Below are 19,851 nucleotides of genomic sequence, written 5' to 3' on the forward strand. Positions count from 1 at the left end.
ATCTTTTCCATAAATTATACCTAATTTATCCAATGAATGGCTGTGATTTTAATCACTTCCTGAAAATAAAAAAGCCATTAACTGCTCGTTAAGGCTTAAATAAAGGCTGGTGTACCCTTAAATATTTTTATTTAAAAAAGTAAGTAATTCATCAAGATTTTCCCCTGTGTTTTTTGCAACATCTTCAATGCTGGCGAATTTACCAACTGTTCTAAATACTATTGGATTATTTAAATTCTTGAATTTCGGCGAGCGTTCAACTAGTTTATCTTTGAGGTGAGGATACTTAGTTAGTACATCAGCAATTTTATCTGATTTTGCTATCATTGGCTGGCCTCCTTATTTCAACTATAATTTACATATAAAAGTATATATTTACCATTATTATTAAAAAATATTAAAAAAGCAATGGAGGGTAAGTATGAGTGAGTTAATTAATAATCGCGAACATAGAAAACAGATCATTAGAGAAATACTTATTGATTTGCACAAAGGTAAAACTGTTCAAGAGGTTAAGCCTCGATTCGATGCTATAGCAGAATATATGGATGCGGCAGAGCTTTCTTTGATTGAACAGAGCTTAATTGATGAAGGAATACCTGTTGAGGAAATCCAAAACCTTTGTGACGTCCATGCTGCTGTATTTAAAGAGGCCTTGAGCGACAAGCCAGACGTGCAGGTCGAAGAGGGACATCCTCTTGATATTTATCGAGATGAGAACCAAGAAATAGAAAAACTAATGGATAATGAAATCCGTCCGTTATTAGATAAACTACGTGATAGTGCTGCTGAATTTGAAGCAGAAATAGTAATAAAAATTATAGAAAAGCTAAATTTACTGTGGGATATAGACAAACATTACAGCCGCAAAGAAAACCTTATCTTTCCCATTCTCGAGGGTTATGGCATCACGGCTCCCCCTAAAGTAATGTGGGGAGTAGATGATGAGATTCGTGCTCTGCTTAAAGACTCCAAACGCTTGGCTCTTCAGTATAAAAAGGACTCTAAAGAAGAAGTTATCGCAAAAATAGAAGAAACGCTAAATCAGATTAAAGAAATGATCTTTAAAGAAAATAAGATTCTATTCCCTATGCTTATGGAAACTTTAAATGAAAATGATTGGCTAAGAATACACGAAGATAGTGATCAAATTGGCTATTGCCTAATTGAACCAAATTTGAAGTGGACCCCAAGTAATTTAAGTGAAAAAATTAATGAAACAGATAAGCAAGATGCAGGCGTAGTTAAATTCTCGACAGGGGTTCTAACAACAAAAGAAATTGAATTGATTTTCAGTCATCTTCCTGTTGACATTACTTTTGTCGACAAAAACGATATTGTCAAATTCTTTTCAGCGGCAAAAGATAGAATTTTTCACCGTACTAGAACAATAATCGGAAGAAAAGTTGAGAATTGTCATCCTCCTGCAAGCGTTCATGTAGTAGAGAAGCTTGCACAAGATCTAAAGTCTGGTAAAAAAGATAGTGAAGCTTTCTGGATTAAAATGGGCGGAAAATATGTATATATTCAATACTTTGCTGTAAGAGATTCAGAGGGTGAATTTATGGGAGTACTTGAGGTAACACAAGACATAAAGCCTCTTCAAGAAATTTCCGGAGAAAAGAGAATAATGGATTAACGACTAAAAAAACTGACGCATGACGCGTCAGTTTTTTTGTTATTTTTCGCATTTAAAGGGCCATGCTACAAGTCCACCTTCTAGCACTTTAACATTATTAAAACCTTCACCTTCTAATATTACTTCTGCCTCATAGCCACGCAGGCTTATTTTGCAAAAGGCAATAATCTCTTGATCTTTATCAAGCTCGCTGAGCCTGCCGCGAAGTTGACCAAGCGGAATGTACTTCACATTTTGGCAGTCACCTATTCTAAGCTTTTCACATTCGGTAGGAGTTCTAACATCAAGGAAAACAGTATTATCTGATGCGGCTTTGTCTTTTGCAGCAAGGGAGGAGATACCCTTGAACTTACCTTCCAGTTTATTCATTATAGCATTAGCGGCTACTGCTACGTTGTCAATAGGAGAGTTAAAGGGCGGAGCGTATGATAAATCGATATCAAATAGCATTTGGATATCACCTTTAGCGGTAATAACAGCTGCTACAATATCTATTCTCTTAGTTACATCACCTTCGCCTATTATCTGGGCGCCAAGAACTCTTCGGGTATTAGCATCAACAACAAGCTTTGTTGTAATAATCTTGGCTTCGGACATATAATGTGGTCTATCATGTCCAGAAACTGTTGTTGAAATAAAATCTATTCCAAGTTCTTTGGCATCTCTTTCAGTCAGTCCTGTCTTGCCAACGTTATAGCCAAGCATACTAACAGCAACGGTATTCAAAACTCCGGCAAACTCAGTATTATTACCGCATAAGTTTTCACCAATTACGCGGCCGTGTTTATTTGCAGTAGAACCCATAGGTGCAAATACTTTTTTCCCTGTTATTAAATTAAAATTCTCTACGCAGTCTCCGCCGGCGTAAATATCTGGGTCATTTGTTCGCATAAATTTGTCAACCGCGATTGCCCCTGTCGGTCCTATGTCTAGCCCTGCTGCTTGAGCTAAATCAACATTAGGTCGAGCTCCGATGGCTATTATAACTAAATCAGCTGGGATAGCGCCTTTATCTGTTACTACTTCTGTAACATAGTCTTCACCATTAAAATGAAGCACCTTTTCGTTAAGTTTTAAAGTAATTCCCTCTGCCCAGAGATGTTTTTCCACATTGGCAGCCATTTCCTTATCTAAAAATGCCGGGAAAATCTGGTCTTTCATTTCCACAATTGTAACATCGACTCCTCGCATTAATAAGGCGTCTGCTACTTCTAATCCAATAAGGCCAGCACCGATAATTACTGCGTTTTTATAGAGTCGTTTATCTAATCCGTCACGTATTTCTTTGACAACATTGGGATGCCAAAACTGAAAAACATTTTTAAGGTTGATGCCAGACAGGTTTGGTTTAATTGGGGTTGCACCTGTTGCTATAACTAATTTATCATATGAAATATTTCTTTCATTACCATCACTTAAATTTTTAATTGTGACATACTTTTCTTGGCGATTAATAGATGTTGCTAATGACTGAGTTAAGACAGTGATATCTTTGATATTTTGGAAGTATTCCGGATTTCTCTTTACTCCAACAGGTGTCTTCATAAGATCATCGATCGATATTATCTCTCCAGCTAGATAAAAGGGTAATCCACAGGCTCCATAAGAGATTAGCTCACCTTTTTCAATTACGGTAACTTCTGCTTTGGGATTACATCTTTTTACTTTGGCTGCTGCCTTGAGTCCAGCTGCCACACCACCTATTATAACGATCTTTTCCATACTATCCCTCCCATTTGTCCCCGTTTATTAAGGGGTTAAAAACTTAATGCTTTTTTAGGGCACTTAGTAATACATTTACTACATTTTAGACAATCACTATCACTAAATCCTGCTTCACTGCCTTTTTCTTTGTGTGGCGATAGATTCATTGGGCATACTTTATTGCAAAGATTACATTCCACACAGCTAGTTTCAACTTTCAGAGGTAGTGGTTTTGATTTTTTACTAGCCCAACTGGCTAAAGTGCCCATCGGACAGAAATTGCACCAAGTTCGTTGATGGTAAATGCTACCCAATATTATACCAACAATAGTTGTTATTAGTATTATCTGAATAAATACTGCGCCAATAGCGGTTAAATCACCCCAGGCAAAGTACATTTGGATACTGAAGACACCCATAATAAAAAATACCATAAAAGTTCTAAACCAAGGTTTGCGAAATGTGGGCGGCGTAGTTATGTTGGGCGAGATTCTAGAAATTACGCTATCATAGAAACTCCCGCGAGGGCAGTAGTTTCCGCACCAGTGCCGCCCTTTTTTTGGAGCCATAATGACTGGAGCCAACATACATATCAGCGCCAAAACGCCAATAATCGGATAAATAGTACCTATAATTAGGTAAAATATAAGAATCCAAAACAGATATGGTTGGATATTATTTTTCATAGCAGTCCTTTCAGTAGTTTTATCGCGGCTTTCAATTATTTTTTTAGCATGTTGAGCATTGTTTTAGTTAGTTCTTCAATTCTCTGTCGAGATTTTGCATCATCAAAATTTGACTCATCTAAACAAGCCTGAGAGTATCCTTCGAGAATGTGAGCAGATAGTTTATTTACCGAACCCATTACTGCGCTCAATTGAAAAAGAATATCTTCACAGTTTTTGTTTTCTTCTACCATCTTTTCTATACCAGCAATGTGACCTTTAATTGTTCCTAAACGCCTTAGAACACTTTTTCTCAGTTGCTCTTTTTCCATTATTATATTCACCCTATTCTAAATAGTATTAGCCAAACAATATTTCATACCTACCCCTATGGGGGGGGTATGAAAATTATAAAATAAAGTTGGTTTAAATTCAACTAGTTTAAACCAACTTTTTATATTTTATTGGATATTACCATATTCATGTTAGTACCATGGAGTACTAAGGGACATATCTACCCTTCTCCGGAATTGCTATTTTATCGAAGTTTTGAGCTAATTCATTCAATCTAAGCCTTAGTTCGCTGCCAACCATTGGTAGACCATGGCCTGTGATTGCCGTTTCTGGCTTTAGTGAATTTAGAACCTTAACAGACTGCCAGGCTTGCTGCCATTCTGTCGTAAAATATTTAGGAGGACCATGTATTTCTTTCGTTTGATTTATTACAGCTAGTGCCGATTCTTGCTCTGTTGTTGTAAAAGCGTCTCCTGCTATTAGCGTTCTATCAGAATCTCTAAACAAAGAAATATGGCCAGGTGTATGACCTGGTGTAGCAATCCAGCGCCATTGGGGTGCCCCTGGTATCCTATAATCATCCGGCAGGGGTTTTACATAGCTTCCAAGGTTAATACTCTGGTTAGGATATAAAGGGGATATTTTGGACATAAGACCATCGTTAACCGTCGGATCGGGTGTAAAATAGTCTTTTTCACCAGTTAGGAAAGGTATCTCAAACTTGTGGGCATAAACTGGTACACTCCACTTTTCAATGAGTTCGACGATCGCCCCAACGTGGTCAAAATGACCATGTGTCAGAATAATAGCACTTGGGCGGCAATTAGTGCCGAAACGTTGCTGAGCCGAATAGATTATTGCCTCGGCTGAATCTGGCAAGCCGCAATCTACTAAAACCCAGTCTGCACCAGATTTTCCGATAAAGCAAATATTAACCATTAAAATTCTCATAAAAGCAACATCCGGGGCTATCAATTCAAGTGTAGAGCTTTGGTCAGTTATGTTTTGCATAACACCTAAGGCGCCCATAGTAAGCTGTTGAGCGGTTGAAGTAGTTTCATTGATTCCAGATAGTCTTTGTTCCATATTGACCTCCTTTAGCTGCTGCGTCTATATTCGAGGGAGTATCATACATTAGTGATGGTTTTTAGGCGATGTTAGCTGTTGAACAAGGCAGCTCTCTGAGGTCGTACCCTCTGGCACCATTCCATACTTTAAACCTTGAATATATATTTTCATATTGTTTCGCAGCCACTGTTCAGTATCAGGCATATTCAGGGTTATGGCGGTATTTAAAACTGACTGGTAGTCATTCATGACTACTCCTGTTGACCGAATTTTTTCTATTTCTTCATATATGTGCTGTGATACTTCGACAGGTTTATCCATATAGATTTACCTCCGTCAAAATGGAATTTGACTTATCTATCGATTTTTGATATGTTTTGCAATATACCGTTTTTTATCCTTTGGTAATAAAATTTACGTAGGTTCAGACAACCAAAAAGTGGCACTTAAAAAGCAAATATATATTCATTCAGACGGGAATGTAGGGAGGACATGAATATGAATGATTCATTGAAGGGATTTTTAATTTTCATCGGCTGCGTAATACTTTCCATTATTGCTAGCTTATAGTCGTTTTGGTGGCTAAAAGGTCGGCTCAAAGAAATAAACTGGCCGTTTGGCCAGTTACTAAGAATTTCTATTGATGGCATCTTGTAATATTTTGGGGTTTATATCCTTTCCGAAACTGTCCATGGATGCTAGAAAATCTTTTTTATCGGTTACATCCTTTATTAATTCCAACACGTATTTTGTATTTTGATAGTTAACTGGTAATGCTGTAACCATATATATCTTATCGCCGGAAGCCTCAATTTTAACGAAAGCAGCGTTTTCTGATGCAGCCTTTTTAGCAATGCAGTTTTTGCACGAATGGCCTCGATGCCAAAAAGTATAACAATTCTCGGTATCATACGTTAGATTTATCTTAGTATCATCAGCTTTTATCAGTGACAAAGTTTTCATTTTAAAAGGATCTAATACTCTTACGCAATCATAGTATTTTCTTAGGATAGGCATCTTTCTAATGATATCAGATATTTCTTGCATATATTTCACATCCCCTTTAATCAAAGTATGCAAACTTTTTAGGATGTTGAATACGATATATAAGGTATATATAATTATAGTATTCGCTTTTCTTAATTATGTTGCCTAATGGAAAATATTAATTTTAAAAAATTATGAGAAACCCCTTGACTTATAACTGATTTTTTATTAAAATACATTATGTCGACACAGTGAAATAACGACTTCGGGGCGTGGCTCAGTTTGGTAGAGTACCTGGCTTGGGACCAGGGGGTCGCAGGTTCGAATCCTGCCGCTCCGACCATTAAGAAATTCAAACCTTTCTTCTTAGAAGAAAGGTTTTTCTGTTTAGTCAAAGTTTAAGATTTTACATATTGACGACTATAGTCTGCATAGAGTGATTCTAATTGAAAAAATGCTATAGAAATTGCAATAACAAAGGTCAATACCGATAGGTATTGACCTTTGTTATTTTATTAGGCAGATTACTGATGGGTATCCTAAAAACCTAATTCTTCCCCTATGAGTACAATGTGAACATCAGTTAGCATTGGCCGTTTATTCAAGATAGTGGTTACAGTACAGATTCTTGTTGGTAATTGACAATCTACGCAGTTTCCGGTTTTAACACAGGGATTTGGTTTATTTAGCCGTTTATTATTAAGCGGAGCAGCAGTGGTCTTTATCCGTTGCTGGGCTTGTTCAAGATCTGCTGCTATCTTATTTGTTCCAGCAACAACTATGACTTTTTTTGGTCCAAATATCATGGCAGCTACTCGATTGCCGACGCCGTCAGTATTAACAAGCTGACCTTGAGCTGTTATCCCGTTGGTGCTAGTAATAAAGACATCTGACATGAGTTGCTGGCGGCGAATTTCTAACACATCTTCAGGTTTAGTACCTGGACGGTTGTGATCTAGTATTTTATGGCCTTGATTTTCTAAGCTATCAATAATACCTAGTTGTTGAACAGTCCAAGATCCACCTACACCGATTACCGATTTTTCCGGTATAAGTGAATAAATGTGTTCGATTGCAGCTTCCCTTGATTCAAAAAAGTCAGCAGTAAAATTATTTTTCCTTAGACGTTCCACAGTTGAATGTACAAGTGAATCAGTGCTCATAGATAAACCCCCTGTAATTTATTAAACTATGATATAATCATATAAAGTATGGATAAAACATTCAAGTATGCACTTTTTTGCAACATAGTATTACTTTTTATACTAAGTAACTAAATGGTAACTAGGAGGAAGAACCATGCTCGAATTTCGTAATAAGCAATATAAATGTGAAATGGAAATAACCATCGATATTATTGGCGGTAAGTGGAAGGTACTAATAATTTGGCACTTAGGCAACAATAAGGTTATGCGATTTAGTGAATTAAACCGCCTCCATCCTAAATTGACTCAAAAAATGCTTACTCAGCAACTAAGAGAATTAGAACGTGATGGAATAATAAAAAGAAAAGTTTATACCCAGGTTCCTCCTAAAGTTGAGTATTCACTTACTTCATTAGGCGAGAAATTAAGACCGATATTGACGTCAATGTGTGACTGGGGAAAAGAGTATATTAAGGTTACACCAATTAGCGAAGAGGAAAACACATGTCAAAATAAAGTTACGGAAATTTAAAAACAAGTATTGACTCGAACATATGTACTGTAATAGAATATAATCATTATAGTACATATGTTCGGGAGAGTGGTTTTATGAAGCTAATTTTAGGTATTGCGTTAGTGTTAAGCTTATGGTCAATTACTCCTTTGGTAAGTTCTAATAATTATTTAGAAAGTAATATTTATAGTACTGTAAACGTCAGTGAAGGTGATAGTGTTTGGACTATCGCAGCTAGACACGTATCAGATAAAGAAGACATCAGAAATTTAGTTATGGCAATCCGCGAAGTAAACAAACTGAGTAATAATGCTCAGATTTATCCTGGTCAGGAACTAAAGATACCTGTTAAGAAGTTATAATAAAACAGGATTTATATAAGTGGGACATATTTTTTTGAGTAAAGCTAATTTTTCAATTCGAAGTAATGGTATTTAACTTGAATTTTCTTCTTTAAGAGTGTATGATAACTATGGGGACTACTATAGGTAATACTATAGTAGGATGGCAAAGGGTATAGAGGCGGCAAAAGCGAGAGCGGATCGGAAAGGCTCTCGCTTTTGTGTTGCAAAAATAAAAACTGCCGCATCGTGATAGATGCGGCAGTTTTTATTTTTACGATAAGAAAATATGAATTTTTCTTTATTTGCAGGCTTTAAGACAGCGATTTTAACTGATGTTTTCTAAGGTATTAATATTATCTAGGATAAATGTACTTAGTATCTGTCTAAGATCTGAAGCGAAAGACACGTTATAACTAGCATCTCCTATATTATTTAACACCTGAGTATTGACAAAATCCTGCAGCTCAGGGGGGAAGTTTAGTATAGGGTTATTTTGAGCTATATTAGCAAGATTAGCAATAAGAAATACCTCAAGTATATCCCTTGAATCAGGTTGAATAGCCATGCTGGAATCTCCCTTCGCGTATTGTATTTTTAATACTTTAGTATATTGGAAATGTGCAATATGAGATTTATTTAAAATAATATGTTAAAAATTTAATTAAAATGTTCAATATGGGTTTACTTATTGCCTGTTAAGCAATACTATGTTATTAGTGAATATTACTTAGGGGGGAGGCTGAAGTTATGCCTAGAATTATTTATTCGAATAATGGTGCTTCGCCTTTTGAACGTTTATTAGGACATAATCCTGATATACTAGAAGCCTGGAACGAATTGAATAAAAGGTTTTCCTCTAGTTTATTAGACGACGAAATAAAGGAACAAGTACGCCGCACTTTGGCTTTTTGCAATGGTTGTGAATATCATATGGCACAGGGGAAAGCTATTGTAGAACGCAGTAACAAACGACTGGCTTTAGCTGTTGATTTTGCAAGAATGGTAACAAATAATCATTTAAATATACGAGATGATGTATTTGACGTTATGAAAGCGGTATTTACAGATGCTGAAATTGCAGAGTTATGCGCATTTATTTTCTTTACTAATGCTTCTCATAAATTTGGAGCAACACTAAAACTCAAGCCGGAGTAAATAGAGGGGTATTCTATGCAGCCAGATTCCAACTTATCAAGAACGGGATTATTTCATCTACTAGTTGTTTACATCGTATGGAGCAGTACTTATCTCGCTATTCGAGTGGCTGTGAGCTTAGGCAGCGGTTTTCCGCCATTTATTATGAGCGGGAGCAGATTGCTAACAGCAGCAGCTATTTTATTTTTGATTGCATACTTGTGCAAACAGCGAATAAAGATAACCAAAACTGAGCTAGTTAACCTTGCTATATCAGGAACCTTGTTATGGGTTTTTGGTAACGGCTTGGTTATTTGGGCGGAACAGTACGCCAGCTCAAGTTTTGCAGCGCTTGTTGTATCTTCAAGTCCTATTTGGGTTACTTTATTTGAATCTGTGATGTACAGGAAAAAACCTAGTGTTACATTAACTATTGCACTACTTACTGGTTTTTTAGGTATTGGAGTGCTTATGTATCCTGCACTTAGTAAAGGTATTTCAACAGAAATTACCGCAGGTATAGCACTGGTATGTTCGGCAATATGCTGGTCGATAGGGTCAATTTATCAGAGCAGAAATCCAGTCAATCTGTCAAGTCATACTGCTTCTGCCTATCAGCATGTGGCTGCTTGTGTTGGCTTTTTCTTTATCTCGCTTTTATTTCAGGAGCCTGCTCCTGCCCCAACGCAAAATGCCTACATTGCGTGGTTATATCTAATTGTTTTTGGTTCAGTTTTTGCATTTACGTCATTTGTTTCGGTACTTAAGCTACTGCCAATTCAGATTGCTATGACATTTGCTTATGTCAATCCTGTGCTAGCGTTGTTTCTCGGATGGTTTATTCTTGATGAACCTGTAACTAGTTGGACAATTGGCGGCGCAGTATTGGTAATCTCAAGTGTCGCTGGTATATTCAGCGATCGCTATAAACCTAAAATGCATATTGCAGCTGAATGCTAAAGATATTGAATTCCGAAAAAAGACTTGATGAGTAATCAAGTCTTTTTATACGATAAAAAAGAATAAACCTTCTTACTTACATGCATAGTGGCAGTATCGATTTGCGCTGACTCCAAGGCTCGGAGCAAGCTGTTTTCTCTTTATTTATCGCTTATCTTAATAATACTCAGTAGTAATTGAAAAGGTGCGATATTAATTTTTGTAAAGGCTCATATAGATTTTTCTAAGGAGCATTGATTATTTATGACTTTATAGCATATAATTTAATCAATCGATTAATTAAAACTTTTGGGGGATCTAAATTTGGATAATGACAGCAGGCTGAAATTAATTGAAGCGGCAACGATACTTTTTGCGCAAAAAGGACTAGCGGGTGTTTCTATTAGGGAAATAGCAAAGCAAGCAGGCGTAAACAGTGCACTTATTTCCTACCATTTTGAAGGAAAGGAAGGGCTTTATGCGGCTGTTCTGGAACATCAGCTTTTCTTTATGTCGGAGATAGTTAAAAGGATAAACAATGATCATTTATCGCCAAGTGAGCAAATCAAAGAGTATGCGAGCGCTGTTTTAGGATTGCATCAACGTTCGCCAATGCTTGTTAGATTTATTTATAGTGAGCTATTTAATCCTTCACCCTGCTTTGAGATGATGAAGCAAAAGTTTTTTGCAAAGCTATTTCAGGCACTAAAGGGGATAATTACTGATGGAATTGTTAAGAGGCAGTTTAGAGCGGACCTTAATCCCGAGAAAGCAGTAATTTCGCTTGTTGGTATTATGAATTTTTATTTTATATCGCGACCCATAACTAAAAATATTATTACTGAAGATGCCAGTGACCAACAATACATTGACCAGGCGGTAGAAATATATTTAAGAGGTATTGTAAGGAGGGGGTAAGATGGATAATAAAAAATTGATAGTAGTGTTAGTGCTTTTTGTTATGTTAGCTGGAGCTGCCGGGTACAAACTATTTCTCCGGACCGAAGAAGGAATTACTGCTACAGGAACCGTTGAAGTTACCAAAGTAGATATAACTCCAAAGGTAAGCGGATATCTAAATGAGCTGACCATTAGAGAAGGAGATTTTGTTGAAGCGGGGCAGCAGGTAGTTCGAATTATGCGTCCTGATCTTGAAGCCCAGGTTTTGCGTGATACAGCGGCATTAGAAAAGGCCGATGTGCAGTTAACTGATTTAAAGAAAGGCTCACGAAAACAAGAACAGGCGCAAGCGTCTGCTAATTTAGCGGCAGCTGAGGCTATGTTTGAAAAGGCTAAAAATGACTATGAACGATATCAACAGTTATTCCATAGCAGCGCTATATCCAGGCAGCAGCTTGATATGGCTAAGTCATCCTATGAGGTTGCCTACAATTCACTCATCGCAGCAAAGGCTCAACAAAATTTAATCGAAGAGGGCAGCCGCCCGGATGTGATAACTGCTCAGCAATTAGAGGTTGAAAGAAACAAGGCGATACTCGCGGTTAGTAAAACGGCCTTAGCAGACACGTTAATTGTCAGCCCGTTAAAAGGACCAGTCATTTCTAAAAACTTTGAAAACGGCGAATATGTAAGCGCTGGCAGTCCAATCGCTACTATAGCAGATTTAAGGGACTGCTGGATAAAAGTATATATAGCTTCAACTCAGCTTGGACTAATCAAAATAGGTCAACCTGTAACTATTAAAATAGACTCTTTTCCCGGAAAGGTTTTCAAAGGCGAAATTAAGGAAATAAGTCAAAATGCTGAATTTACACCGCGGCAAAGCATAACGCAGCAGGAACGTGCTAATACCGTTTTTGCTGTAAAAATTAAAATTGATAATGAAGAAGGAATTTTAAAGCCAGGTATGCCCGCAGATGTGGTGATTAAATGATTGCATTAAGCGATTTAAGTAAGAACTTTACTGGTAAGGCGGCAGTAAATGACGTAACGCTTACAGTAAATGAAGGAGAAATATTTGGGTTAGTAGGCCCAGATGGTGCAGGAAAAACAACCCTAATTCGAATGCTTACTGGCGTTTTAGAATTAACGAGCGGCACAATAACAATCATGGGTAAAACCAGCCCAGAGGAAATAAAGTCCCAAATTGGCTATGTCCCGCAAAAGTTCAGTCTATATCGCGACCTTACAGTGATTGAAAATATTCATTTAATTGGTTCTCTCTATGGTGCCGATCGATTAGCTATCGATACTTTAGCCCAAGAAATACTTACGTTTACAAATCTTTGGACTTTCAAGGACAGACTTAGTGATAATTTATCAGGGGGAATGAAGCAGAAGCTGGCATTAGCGGCTGGTTTAATGCATAAACCAAAACTGCTTTTTTTAGACGAGCCAACTACTGGTGTTGACCCTGTTTCAAGACGTGAATTTTGGCAAATGCTTTATCGTCTTAATAAAGAAGGAATGACTGTTTTTGTATCTACTCCGTATATGGATGAAGCAGAACTATGTACTAGGATAGCCTTTATGGACAATGGCAGAATTGTATGCTGCGCAACACCTCAAGAACTTCGCAAGGATTACCAGTACCAAGTTCTAGAACTGCAAGCTGAAGGCAAAGAGATTAAAAAGTATCTTAGTGATTGCCCAATTCTCGACATTAATTCCTTTGGCAATAAGCATCATCTGGTGGTAAAGGATGCTGCTTCCTCAAGCGAGCACATTTCTGAAGCGCTTAAGATAGCTGGCAAAAAGGTCATCTCTTTAAAGGAAGTTGAGCCGACTTTAGAAGATGTGTTTGTAGCTATGGCACAAGGAGGTATCCATGGCGGAGTTAGCGATACGGACAAATAATTTAACGCGCAAGTTTGGCAGCTTTACGGCAGTTGATAATATAAATCTTGAAATAAAAAAAGGCAGCATATATGGTTTTTTAGGACCCAATGGGTCAGGAAAGTCCACAACAATTAGAATGTTATGCGGTATTCTCGAGCCGACTTCCGGCAGTGGGACAGTCTTAGGTCTTGATATTGCTCGAGATAATGATGAAATAAAATCTCAAATTGGGTATATGTCGCAAAAATTTAGCTTGTATAATGATCTAACTATTATGGAAAATCTCGAATTTTATGCCGGTATGTACGGTATCTCGGGAGCTGTTAAAAAGCAAAGAATAGAAGAAATGTTAACAATGGCTGGCCTTAAAGGGCGGGAAAATGAGCTTACTATTAATTTATCAGGCGGATGGAAACAGCGTTTAGCGCTAGGATGTTCCATTCTGCATAACCCGCCGATATTATTTTTAGATGAGCCCACTGGCGGAGTTGACCCCAAAGCGCGGCGGATGTTTTGGGATATTATTTATAGCATGGCTGTTCAGGGGACTACAATTATGGTAACAACCCACTTTATGGACGAAGCTGAGCATTGTGACGAAATAGGATTCATTTACCAGGGAGGCCTAATTGCTTCTGGGACACCAGAGCAGCTTAAAGAGAACATTACCGGAACTTTGGTTGAAATTTCTGCTGCTGACCCTATTGAAATGCTACAATCACTAAACTCAGCTGAATTACCTCTGCTAGATGCATATGTTTTTGGCAGCAAGCTGCATGTGCTTGTTAATCAGCAAAATCTTCTGCAGCTTTCATCGTGGCAATATAAAATAATAGCCCCTACGATGGAGGACGTTTTTGTTCAATATGTTAAGCATCATCGAAAGGAGGGTGATATATGATCCGCCTTAAAGCACTGCTCATCAAAGAATTTATTCAAATGAAGCGAGATAGGTTAACTTTAGGTATGATGGTAGCTATGCCAATTTTTCAATTATTAATTTTTGGCTTTGCTATTAATACCGATATTAAGCATCTACCTACAGTGGTTTTTGATCAATCACTTAAGCAAGAAAGTAGGGAGCTGTTAGAGGCGTTTACAGCCAGCGGCTATTTTGATATAGATTATGCTGCAAAGAGTTATGAAGAAGTAAATACTAGAATTGAAAAAGGTGAGGCCAAGGTTGGAATTATTATTCCGCCTGATCTAGCAGAAAATATTAATCATGGCCGGCAGGCATCCGTTCAGGTAATTGTCGATGCTTCCGACTCTATGGCTGCATCCTCAGCTATAAGTACCGCTCAAATAATTGGTCAGTTAAAGTCGCAGGAACTACTAGTTAAGAAATCGCAAGGAATAAATGGGAAGCAAATTATACAACCCTATGATATTAGGATAAGGCCTTGGTATAATCCAGATTTTATTACTGCTTACTATATGGTGCCAGGCATACTTGGGGTAATACTTACCATGACAATGGTTATGATAACCTCTATGGCAATTGTCCGGGAGAGAGAGAACGGAACATTAGAACAACTTATGGTTACCCCGTTAAAAGCGCATGAATTAATGTTGGGAAAAATTATCCCCTATATCTTCGTGGGCTATGCCCAGGCCACATTAGCGTTGTTAGTCGGAATTGTTGTTTTTGATTTACCGATGAGAGGCAGTATTGGTTTGCTGTATGCTCTAACATCTATATTTATTGTTGCGTCACTAACCCTGGGGGTATTAATTTCCAATATTGCTAAAACTCAAATGCAGGCAATGCAAATGTCCTTTTTTGTGTTTCTACCAAGTATTTTATTATCAGGTTTTATGTTTCCGCGTGAAGCCATGCCGAAGTTGTTTTATTATATCGGCAATGTCCTTCCGTTAACATATTTTCTTCAAATTTTGCGCGGTATTATTTTAAAAGGCATTGGGCTGCAGTTTCTATGGATTCAGGTGTTATCACTATTAGCATTTATCGTATTAACCTTAGCAATTAGCATAAAGAGGTTTAAAAAAACGCTGGCTTAATAATACTCAGGACGTCTGTCGGTGAATACCGGCAGCCTTTTTCTTATTTCATGTACAATAGAAAAATCAACATCAGCAATAATAAGCTCTTCGCCTTCGCCTCCTTCCATGATAATTTCGCCCCATGGGTTAATTATCATGGAGTGGCCATACATTTTGCCCCGCCCGCGTCCGTTAACAGTATTAGCACTAATAACAAACATTTGGTTTTCAATGGCTCGGGCAAGGTTAAGGATGCGCCAATGGTCACCTCTAAGTTCAGGCCATTGGGCTGGGATAAACAGAGTTGTACATCCTGCTAAAGCCAGAGATCTTGGAAGTTCTGTAAACCGGATATCGTAACAAATTATTAAACCAGACTTTCCAATGCTTAAATCAAAGCTGCATTTTTGGTCACCTGGAGTGATATGTTTTTCTTCGGCCATCAGTCCAATTAAATGGATTTTGCTATATTTTGCAATAACTTCGCCTGTTTTATCAATGACATAGGCAGTATTATAAACTTTATTATTCCGAGCTTCAGCGATAGAACCTGTGATGATTTCAACAGAATGCTCAGTAGCCAGCTGCTTGAGCATTTTTATACTGGGTCCATTTTCTTGCTCTGCTAACTCACTTATTTGATCAAGCTTGTAGCCTGTAGTCCACATCTCGGGCAGTACAAATAACGTAACCCCTTGCCTTATTCCCTCAGTAATCATTGTTCGAGCTTTTTGACGGTTGGCTTCGACATCACCTAGTATAATGTCCATTTGCAGTATCGCTATTTTCATTATCGATAGCTCCTTTACTTATTAATATATTTTTATTTTATCAAATAATTATAAAAACAGACGTAATGTTTATGTTGTACGTAATATTGCGTATTAAGCTGTTTTATTGTACGATTACAGTAAGTATCGTTACATAATGATAACATTAGAGGAGGGGATTTTATGAATAAAGTGTTTGCAATTGTTGGGCCACCTGCTTCAGGCAAAACCTCCATTACCGCAAGGTTGACTAGTGTAGGAATTCCAGAGATAATCAGCCATACTACTCGCAGCCCTCGTGACGGGGAGATAGACGGTATACATTATCATTTTGTTTCGAAAGAAGAATTCAGTAAACTTGATTTAATTGAGCGTGTCAATTACTCGGGTCATTATTACGGATTAAGTAAACATGAAGTTATAACCAAGGTCAATGAGAATCGGATAAATATTGTAGATGTTGACCGCAGTGGATTAGAGCAATTAAAGAAGCTGCTTGGCGGGCGGGTTGAATCGATTTTTATAATGGTTGATGATATTACTATTATAGAACGAATGCTCAATCGCGGTGAAGCTAATGTTAATATTCAGCGCCGTTTCGAGTATGCTAAAAAGAATGGTGAATTTGATGACTGGCGTATTGCCGATTATGTCATAAAGAACACTAAATCTCTTGATGTGGCAGTAAGGCAGATATTAGCGATTATGGGGCTGGAAGTACCTGCTTTGATAAAGTAAACCACGCTTGCGCCGAGCTTTAGCGGCAGAGGAAGATGCCGATCGTATAAATAGAAATCTCCATGGTATAAGCTGATAAGCATATACCATGGAGATTTTTTAGTTTAGCCTTATTGGCATATCGGTAACATATCCACCCAGAAAAGTTCCGTTTAGTTCAAATATATATTTATAAGTTCGCTCATTGAGCTTTACAATAAATGTCTTCGTTTCACTGGTATAGTACCATTTTCCAGCATCTTGATAGTAGTATGGCGTTGGATCGTCTGTTACATCCCAGCCATAGTAAGCTACGGATACTGTAGGTGAAATAGATATTATAAACGCCATAAATACTATGACTACTGTATGTAAGACTAATTTATTCACTGAAATCGCCTCCTATAATATCAGTATTACCATGTCAGCAGCACTTTTAGACTACATTTCAGGGAATTTTTAAGTATTGACATAGCAGTAACAATAAAATAATATATTATCAGTAGAACATATGAATATATGTTCATATGATGGGAGTGTAGATAGTGAAAAAACTAGATTGTGACCTATGTGAACAATTTTGTGAGCATCCTCAGATAGTTTGTCTAGCCAAAGCAGAATTAGTTTCAGATGATATGGCCTATAAGACGGCTGAGTTCTTTAAGATATTAGCAGATCCAACGCGAATTAAAATATTGCAGACACTTTCAACAAGAGAGTTATGTGTTTGCGACATAGCGGCCGTTCTTGATATGGGGCAATCGGCAATTTCCCATCAGCTTCGAATTTTAAGAGGTGCCCGTTTAGTTAAATATCGCAAAGAAGGCAAAATGGCCTGGTATTCGCTAGACGATGCTCATGTAACAAATCTGTTGATGCAAGGCTTAAATCACGTAGGCCATATTTGAAAGGAGCTCTAATATGGGAGAAGGTAATGCGATTGGTTTGCGAAAATCAGTATTCATAGTTAAAGGTTTTGATTGTGCTGACTGCGCAGTAAAGTTGGAAAAAAAGATTGCAGCAATTGCAGGTGTTTATAAAGCAAATGTCAATTTTGGAGCAGGAAAGCTATCTGTTGAACATTCTCTGGAAGATGCTCAGATCATTACGTTTATTGAGCAGTCAGGGTATGAAAGCTGGCTGGAAGGAATGGGGCAGTCCAAGGATGTAGCGACTGTATGGTGGAAGAATTTGCGCCTTATAGCAACAGGTGTTTCAGGTTTGCTGTTAGCCGCAGCTACGCTTATAGACTATCTAGGCATTTACGAGAATATACTGATTCCATTATATTTGCTAACACTTATAATTGGAGGATATTATACTGCTCGAAGCGCTTTTTATTCTTTACGAAGTTTTTCAATGGATATGAATTTCTTGATGACAATAGCTGTAGTTGGTGCAGCCTTTATTGGTGAATGGAGTGAAGCAGCAACGGTTGTTTTTCTCTTTTCGCTTGGTAACACCTTACAGGCCTATACGCTAGATAAAACAAGACAGTCAATTAAGGAGCTTATGGAGCTTGCGCCCAGAGATGCGTTAGTACGGCGGCAGAACGTCGAACAGCGTTTGCCTATAGAAGAGATAAGGCTTGGCGATGTCATAATTATAAAGCCTGGTGAAAGAATTGCTATGGATGGCGGAGTTATTAAAGGAATGTCAGCCGTAAATCAGGCAGCAATAACAGGTGAATCTATGCCAGTTGAAAAACAGCTTGGTGATATGGTATATGCTGGTTCTATCAATGAAGCTGGCAGCATGGAAATCGTTGTTACGAAACTTGCGCAAGATTCGACTTTAGCTAAAATCTTAAAATTAGTTGAAGAGGCACAAGCACAAAAGGCACCGTCACAGCAGTTTGTCGATAAGTTCGCTGCTTACTACACACCAGTTATTATCATCTCGGCGCTAGGGATAGCACTTATTCCTTGGCTAGTTTTCAATCAGTCTTTTGATGTTTGGCTCTATCGTGCGCTCGTTCTTTTAGTTATTTCTTGTCCTTGTGCCTTAGTTATATCTACACCAGTTTCAATAGTATCAGCAATCGGCAATGCGTCACGAAGAGGTGTTTTAATCAAAGGCGGAGCTTATCTAGAACAGATTGGACAATTAAAAGCAATTGCTTTTGATAAAACAGGAACGCTGACCTATGGTAAGCCTGAGGTAATAGACATCATCCCAGAATCTACTATTTCTAAAGAACAACTTTTAGCTATAGCCGGCGCTGTTGAAAGATTGTCTGAGCATCCGATTGCTCAAGCTATTTTTGATAAAGCGAAAGGTCTTAAATTGCCAAAAACGACTAGCTTTAAAGCACTTGTAGGCAAAGGAGTACAGGCTGAGATTGAAGGATCAATTGTCTATATAGGTAATGCTCGATTATTTAAAGAGATGATATCCGATTTTACGGTTTATCAAAGTAAAGTTGAGGAACTTGAAAAACAGGGCAAAACTGTTATGCTAGTAGGAACATCAGCTCAAATTCACGGTATTATTTCGGTGGCGGATACTCTAAGGGCCAATAGTGTCGAAGCGGTCAAAGCTTTAAAGGATACCGGAGTCGAGAAAATTATAATGCTGACAGGAGACAACAACCGAGTTGCCCGTAGTATTGCGGATCAACTCGGTATAGATAGTTATGGTGAACTTTTACCTGAAGATAAGGTATCGTTAATCAAAGAATTGTCGCAAAAATACGGCGGGGTAGCCATGGTTGGTGATGGGGTTAACGATGCTCCTGCACTGGCGGTAGCTAATGTAGGTATTGCGATGGGAGCCCATGGTTCAGACGCAGTTTTAGAGACTGCCGATATTGCGTTAATGTCTGATGATATAAGTAAGGTAAGCTATTTAATTAGGCTTAGCCGCAAGACTGTAAATATAATAAAGCAAAATGTTGCGCTATCTATAATAATTAAGGTTGTATTCATAGCTGTTACTCTCGCTGGTGCGGCTAACCTTTGGCTGGCAGTAATTGCCGACATGGGGACATCACTGGCAGTAACGCTAAATGGCATGAGGCTGGCGCGCGGACTAAAAGAACAGTAGCACCAATTGCAACTTTTGATAGTTATGCTATAATTTACTGCAAATAGTAAGTGGAGTTCTTAAAATTAGCTCCTACCAAAGTG

At 37.9% G+C, this 19,851-nt stretch carries 24 protein-coding genes and 1 tRNA gene; 14 read left to right on the plus strand and 11 right to left on the minus strand.

Annotation, left to right across the window (positions count from 1 at the left end):
* Positions 1 to 117: 117 nt before the first annotated feature.
* Positions 118 to 327: a DUF1858 domain-containing protein gene (locus V6C17_RS02535; protein ID WP_333520973.1), complete on the minus strand. Its 210-nt coding sequence runs from the start codon at positions 325 to 327 to the stop codon at positions 118 to 120.
* Positions 328 to 421: 94 nt separating this feature from the next.
* On the opposite strand from V6C17_RS02535, the gene V6C17_RS02540 reads away from it, so the two are divergent.
* Positions 422 to 1,639 carry a DUF438 domain-containing protein gene (locus V6C17_RS02540; RefSeq protein ID WP_333520974.1) on the plus strand — a complete coding sequence of 406 codons (1,218 nt, stop codon included), beginning with the start codon at positions 422 to 424 and terminating at the stop codon, positions 1,637 to 1,639.
* Positions 1,640 to 1,678: 39 nt separating this feature from the next.
* On the opposite strand, the gene V6C17_RS02545 is transcribed toward V6C17_RS02540, so the two are convergent.
* The 6 genes from V6C17_RS02545 to V6C17_RS02570 all read right to left on the minus strand — a co-directional run bounded on the left by V6C17_RS02545 (position 1,679) and on the right by V6C17_RS02570 (position 6,417).
* Positions 1,679 to 3,361 (minus strand): FAD-dependent oxidoreductase, encoded by a 1,683-nt coding sequence (locus V6C17_RS02545; RefSeq protein ID WP_333520975.1) that lies wholly within the window; start codon positions 3,359 to 3,361, stop codon positions 1,679 to 1,681.
* 35 nt (positions 3,362 to 3,396) lie between these two features.
* The gene (locus tag V6C17_RS02550; RefSeq protein WP_333520976.1) at positions 3,397 to 4,029 is read right to left on the minus strand and encodes a 4Fe-4S binding protein; all 633 of its coding nucleotides are present in this window, start codon (positions 4,027 to 4,029) and stop codon (positions 3,397 to 3,399) included.
* 35 nt (positions 4,030 to 4,064) lie between these two features.
* Positions 4,065 to 4,340 (minus strand): metal-sensitive transcriptional regulator, encoded by a 276-nt coding sequence (locus V6C17_RS02555; RefSeq protein ID WP_333520977.1) that lies wholly within the window; start codon positions 4,338 to 4,340, stop codon positions 4,065 to 4,067.
* Between the two features lie 169 nt (positions 4,341 to 4,509).
* Positions 4,510 to 5,388, minus strand: a complete 879-nt coding sequence (locus V6C17_RS02560; protein ID WP_333520978.1) for an MBL fold metallo-hydrolase — start codon at positions 5,386 to 5,388, stop codon at positions 4,510 to 4,512.
* 48 nt (positions 5,389 to 5,436) lie between these two features.
* A complete protein-coding gene (locus V6C17_RS02565; protein ID WP_333520979.1) occupies positions 5,437 to 5,691 on the minus strand; it encodes a hypothetical protein in 255 nt (84 codons plus the stop codon).
* Positions 5,692 to 5,997: 306 nt separating this feature from the next.
* Complete coding sequence (locus tag V6C17_RS02570) at positions 5,998 to 6,417, minus strand: hypothetical protein (protein WP_333520980.1); 420 nt, start codon at positions 6,415 to 6,417, stop codon at positions 5,998 to 6,000.
* 206 nt (positions 6,418 to 6,623) lie between these two features.
* On the opposite strand from V6C17_RS02570, the gene V6C17_RS02575 reads away from it, so the two are divergent.
* A tRNA-Pro gene (locus V6C17_RS02575) sits at positions 6,624 to 6,700 on the plus strand.
* 196 nt (positions 6,701 to 6,896) lie between these two features.
* Here V6C17_RS02575 and V6C17_RS02580 read toward each other — a convergent pair.
* A complete protein-coding gene (locus V6C17_RS02580; protein WP_333520981.1) occupies positions 6,897 to 7,520 on the minus strand; it encodes a lactate utilization protein in 624 nt (207 codons plus the stop codon).
* Between the two features lie 136 nt (positions 7,521 to 7,656).
* Between V6C17_RS02580 and V6C17_RS02585 the strand changes: the two genes are divergently transcribed.
* Both V6C17_RS02585 and V6C17_RS02590 read left to right on the plus strand, forming a co-directional pair.
* The gene (locus V6C17_RS02585; protein WP_333520982.1) at positions 7,657 to 8,034 is read left to right on the plus strand and encodes a winged helix-turn-helix transcriptional regulator; all 378 of its coding nucleotides are present in this window, start codon (positions 7,657 to 7,659) and stop codon (positions 8,032 to 8,034) included.
* A 77-nt stretch (positions 8,035 to 8,111) separates the two neighbouring features.
* Positions 8,112 to 8,378 carry a LysM peptidoglycan-binding domain-containing protein gene (locus V6C17_RS02590; RefSeq protein WP_333520983.1) on the plus strand — a complete coding sequence of 89 codons (267 nt, stop codon included), beginning with the start codon at positions 8,112 to 8,114 and terminating at the stop codon, positions 8,376 to 8,378.
* Positions 8,379 to 8,685: 307 nt separating this feature from the next.
* Here the strand turns inward: V6C17_RS02590 and V6C17_RS02595 are convergent, their stop codons facing one another.
* Positions 8,686 to 8,925 carry a hypothetical protein gene (locus V6C17_RS02595; RefSeq protein WP_333520984.1) on the minus strand — a complete coding sequence of 80 codons (240 nt, stop codon included), beginning with the start codon at positions 8,923 to 8,925 and terminating at the stop codon, positions 8,686 to 8,688.
* Positions 8,926 to 9,107: 182 nt separating this feature from the next.
* On the opposite strand from V6C17_RS02595, the gene V6C17_RS02600 reads away from it, so the two are divergent.
* From V6C17_RS02600 to V6C17_RS02630, 7 genes are all read left to right on the plus strand, one after another.
* On the plus strand, positions 9,108 to 9,515 hold the full coding sequence (locus tag V6C17_RS02600; protein ID WP_333520985.1) for a carboxymuconolactone decarboxylase family protein: 408 nt from the start codon (positions 9,108 to 9,110) through the stop codon (positions 9,513 to 9,515).
* Between the two features lie 15 nt (positions 9,516 to 9,530).
* Positions 9,531 to 10,454 (plus strand): DMT family transporter, encoded by a 924-nt coding sequence (locus tag V6C17_RS02605; RefSeq protein WP_333520986.1) that lies wholly within the window; start codon positions 9,531 to 9,533, stop codon positions 10,452 to 10,454.
* Between the two features lie 303 nt (positions 10,455 to 10,757).
* Positions 10,758 to 11,351, plus strand: coding sequence for a TetR/AcrR family transcriptional regulator (locus V6C17_RS02610; RefSeq protein ID WP_333520987.1), 594 nt, complete (start codon positions 10,758 to 10,760; stop codon positions 11,349 to 11,351).
* 1 nt (position 11,352) lies between these two features.
* Positions 11,353 to 12,327 (plus strand): HlyD family secretion protein, encoded by a 975-nt coding sequence (locus tag V6C17_RS02615; protein ID WP_333520988.1) that lies wholly within the window; start codon positions 11,353 to 11,355, stop codon positions 12,325 to 12,327.
* The gene (locus tag V6C17_RS02620; RefSeq protein WP_333520989.1) at positions 12,324 to 13,250 is read left to right on the plus strand and encodes an ABC transporter ATP-binding protein; all 927 of its coding nucleotides are present in this window, start codon (positions 12,324 to 12,326) and stop codon (positions 13,248 to 13,250) included. Before V6C17_RS02615 ends, V6C17_RS02620 begins: the two co-directional genes overlap by 4 nt.
* Complete coding sequence (locus V6C17_RS02625; protein WP_333520990.1) at positions 13,222 to 14,133, plus strand: ABC transporter ATP-binding protein; 912 nt, start codon at positions 13,222 to 13,224, stop codon at positions 14,131 to 14,133. The genes V6C17_RS02620 and V6C17_RS02625 overlap by 29 nt, the downstream gene beginning before the upstream one ends.
* Positions 14,130 to 15,254 carry an ABC transporter permease gene (locus tag V6C17_RS02630; protein ID WP_333520991.1) on the plus strand — a complete coding sequence of 375 codons (1,125 nt, stop codon included), beginning with the start codon at positions 14,130 to 14,132 and terminating at the stop codon, positions 15,252 to 15,254. The genes V6C17_RS02625 and V6C17_RS02630 overlap by 4 nt, the downstream gene beginning before the upstream one ends.
* On the opposite strand, the gene V6C17_RS02635 is transcribed toward V6C17_RS02630, so the two are convergent.
* A complete protein-coding gene (locus V6C17_RS02635) occupies positions 15,251 to 16,027 on the minus strand; it encodes a carbon-nitrogen family hydrolase (protein WP_333520992.1) in 777 nt (258 codons plus the stop codon). The two genes, V6C17_RS02630 and V6C17_RS02635, sit on opposite strands and share 4 nt — an antisense overlap.
* A 162-nt stretch (positions 16,028 to 16,189) precedes the next feature.
* On the opposite strand from V6C17_RS02635, the gene V6C17_RS02640 reads away from it, so the two are divergent.
* Complete coding sequence (locus tag V6C17_RS02640) at positions 16,190 to 16,744, plus strand: guanylate kinase (protein WP_333520993.1); 555 nt, start codon at positions 16,190 to 16,192, stop codon at positions 16,742 to 16,744.
* A 99-nt stretch (positions 16,745 to 16,843) separates the two neighbouring features.
* Here the strand turns inward: V6C17_RS02640 and V6C17_RS02645 are convergent, their stop codons facing one another.
* Complete coding sequence (locus tag V6C17_RS02645; RefSeq protein WP_333520994.1) at positions 16,844 to 17,113, minus strand: hypothetical protein; 270 nt, start codon at positions 17,111 to 17,113, stop codon at positions 16,844 to 16,846.
* 155 nt (positions 17,114 to 17,268) lie between these two features.
* Between V6C17_RS02645 and V6C17_RS02650 the strand changes: the two genes are divergently transcribed.
* Together V6C17_RS02650 and V6C17_RS02655 are read left to right on the plus strand one after the other, a co-directional pair.
* Positions 17,269 to 17,631, plus strand: a complete 363-nt coding sequence (locus V6C17_RS02650; protein ID WP_333520995.1) for an ArsR/SmtB family transcription factor — start codon at positions 17,269 to 17,271, stop codon at positions 17,629 to 17,631.
* Between the two features lie 13 nt (positions 17,632 to 17,644).
* On the plus strand, positions 17,645 to 19,768 hold the full coding sequence (locus tag V6C17_RS02655; RefSeq protein WP_333520996.1) for a heavy metal translocating P-type ATPase: 2,124 nt from the start codon (positions 17,645 to 17,647) through the stop codon (positions 19,766 to 19,768).
* Positions 19,769 to 19,851: the final 83 nt, after the last annotated feature.

It is taken from the genome of Dendrosporobacter sp. 1207_IL3150 (assembly GCF_036763085.1).
Lineage (GTDB): Bacteria > Bacillota > Negativicutes > DSM-1736 > Dendrosporobacteraceae > JBAIYU01.

Excerpts from the sequence above, each read along its gene's own strand:
- V6C17_RS02535 (WP_333520973.1), bottom strand. The coding sequence starts at position 327 with ATGATAGCAAAATCAGATAAAATTGCTGATGTACTAACTAAGTATCCT.
- V6C17_RS02540 (WP_333520974.1), top strand. The coding sequence starts at position 422 with ATGAGTGAGTTAATTAATAATCGCGAACATAGAAAACAGATCATTAGA.
- V6C17_RS02545 (WP_333520975.1), bottom strand. The coding sequence starts at position 3,361 with ATGGAAAAGATCGTTATAATAGGTGGTGTGGCAGCTGGACTCAAGGCA.
- V6C17_RS02550 (WP_333520976.1), bottom strand. The coding sequence starts at position 4,029 with ATGAAAAATAATATCCAACCATATCTGTTTTGGATTCTTATATTTTAC.
- V6C17_RS02555 (WP_333520977.1), bottom strand. The coding sequence starts at position 4,340 with ATGGAAAAAGAGCAACTGAGAAAAAGTGTTCTAAGGCGTTTAGGAACA.
- V6C17_RS02560 (WP_333520978.1), bottom strand. The coding sequence starts at position 5,388 with ATGGAACAAAGACTATCTGGAATCAATGAAACTACTTCAACCGCTCAA.
- V6C17_RS02565 (WP_333520979.1), bottom strand. The coding sequence starts at position 5,691 with ATGGATAAACCTGTCGAAGTATCACAGCACATATATGAAGAAATAGAA.
- V6C17_RS02570 (WP_333520980.1), bottom strand. The coding sequence starts at position 6,417 with ATGCAAGAAATATCTGATATCATTAGAAAGATGCCTATCCTAAGAAAA.
- V6C17_RS02580 (WP_333520981.1), bottom strand. The coding sequence starts at position 7,520 with ATGAGCACTGATTCACTTGTACATTCAACTGTGGAACGTCTAAGGAAA.
- V6C17_RS02585 (WP_333520982.1), top strand. The coding sequence starts at position 7,657 with ATGCTCGAATTTCGTAATAAGCAATATAAATGTGAAATGGAAATAACC.
- V6C17_RS02590 (WP_333520983.1), top strand. The coding sequence starts at position 8,112 with ATGAAGCTAATTTTAGGTATTGCGTTAGTGTTAAGCTTATGGTCAATT.
- V6C17_RS02595 (WP_333520984.1), bottom strand. The coding sequence starts at position 8,925 with ATGGCTATTCAACCTGATTCAAGGGATATACTTGAGGTATTTCTTATT.
- V6C17_RS02600 (WP_333520985.1), top strand. The coding sequence starts at position 9,108 with ATGCCTAGAATTATTTATTCGAATAATGGTGCTTCGCCTTTTGAACGT.
- V6C17_RS02605 (WP_333520986.1), top strand. The coding sequence starts at position 9,531 with ATGCAGCCAGATTCCAACTTATCAAGAACGGGATTATTTCATCTACTA.
- V6C17_RS02615 (WP_333520988.1), top strand. The coding sequence starts at position 11,353 with ATGGATAATAAAAAATTGATAGTAGTGTTAGTGCTTTTTGTTATGTTA.
- V6C17_RS02620 (WP_333520989.1), top strand. The coding sequence starts at position 12,324 with ATGATTGCATTAAGCGATTTAAGTAAGAACTTTACTGGTAAGGCGGCA.
- V6C17_RS02625 (WP_333520990.1), top strand. The coding sequence starts at position 13,222 with ATGGCGGAGTTAGCGATACGGACAAATAATTTAACGCGCAAGTTTGGC.
- V6C17_RS02630 (WP_333520991.1), top strand. The coding sequence starts at position 14,130 with ATGATCCGCCTTAAAGCACTGCTCATCAAAGAATTTATTCAAATGAAG.
- V6C17_RS02635 (WP_333520992.1), bottom strand. The coding sequence starts at position 16,027 with ATGAAAATAGCGATACTGCAAATGGACATTATACTAGGTGATGTCGAA.
- V6C17_RS02640 (WP_333520993.1), top strand. The coding sequence starts at position 16,190 with ATGAATAAAGTGTTTGCAATTGTTGGGCCACCTGCTTCAGGCAAAACC.
- V6C17_RS02655 (WP_333520996.1), top strand. The coding sequence starts at position 17,645 with ATGGGAGAAGGTAATGCGATTGGTTTGCGAAAATCAGTATTCATAGTT.